This is a genomic window from Paenibacillus sp. 01T443 (assembly GCF_056398325.1).
Genome location: NZ_JBFTPE010000095.1, coordinates 1 through 352 on the forward strand (window position 1 = coordinate 1; position 352 = coordinate 352).

General features: G+C 58.8%; 1 protein-coding gene. It reads right to left on the bottom strand.

Annotation, left to right across the window (positions count from 1 at the left end; genetic code table 11):
• Positions 1–352 (bottom strand): hypothetical protein (locus tag AC1DLI_RS34460; RefSeq protein WP_477610237.1); only part of this gene is annotated, 352 nt, incomplete at both ends.

Sequence of the window (352 nt, forward strand, 5' to 3'; positions counted from 1 at the left end):
GCCTGTGCATTGTTCATGCCCTTAGCGAGCATGTTGAACTGCTCCACGGTTCGGGACATGTCGATTGTCGACAGGTTCGACATCGCTTTCCCGATGTCACCAATGCGGTCCAACGCCGCAGTCTGACCGAGAGACAGGTTCAGGTCGGTCCACGCCACGGAAGCGTCGTCCATCAGCTTCGGCAGGTTCTTGAGATCATCCATGCCGTCGCCGCGGATGAGGTTCTCTACACCGTGACCTTGAGCGGCCTTCGCGAACACCTCTGCGGAATTTGTTGCTGTCTTCAGCGCGTTCGCCAGGTCAGCGGTGGACGCAACACCCGCCTCATTCGCCATCGAGAGTGCGGTAAGAG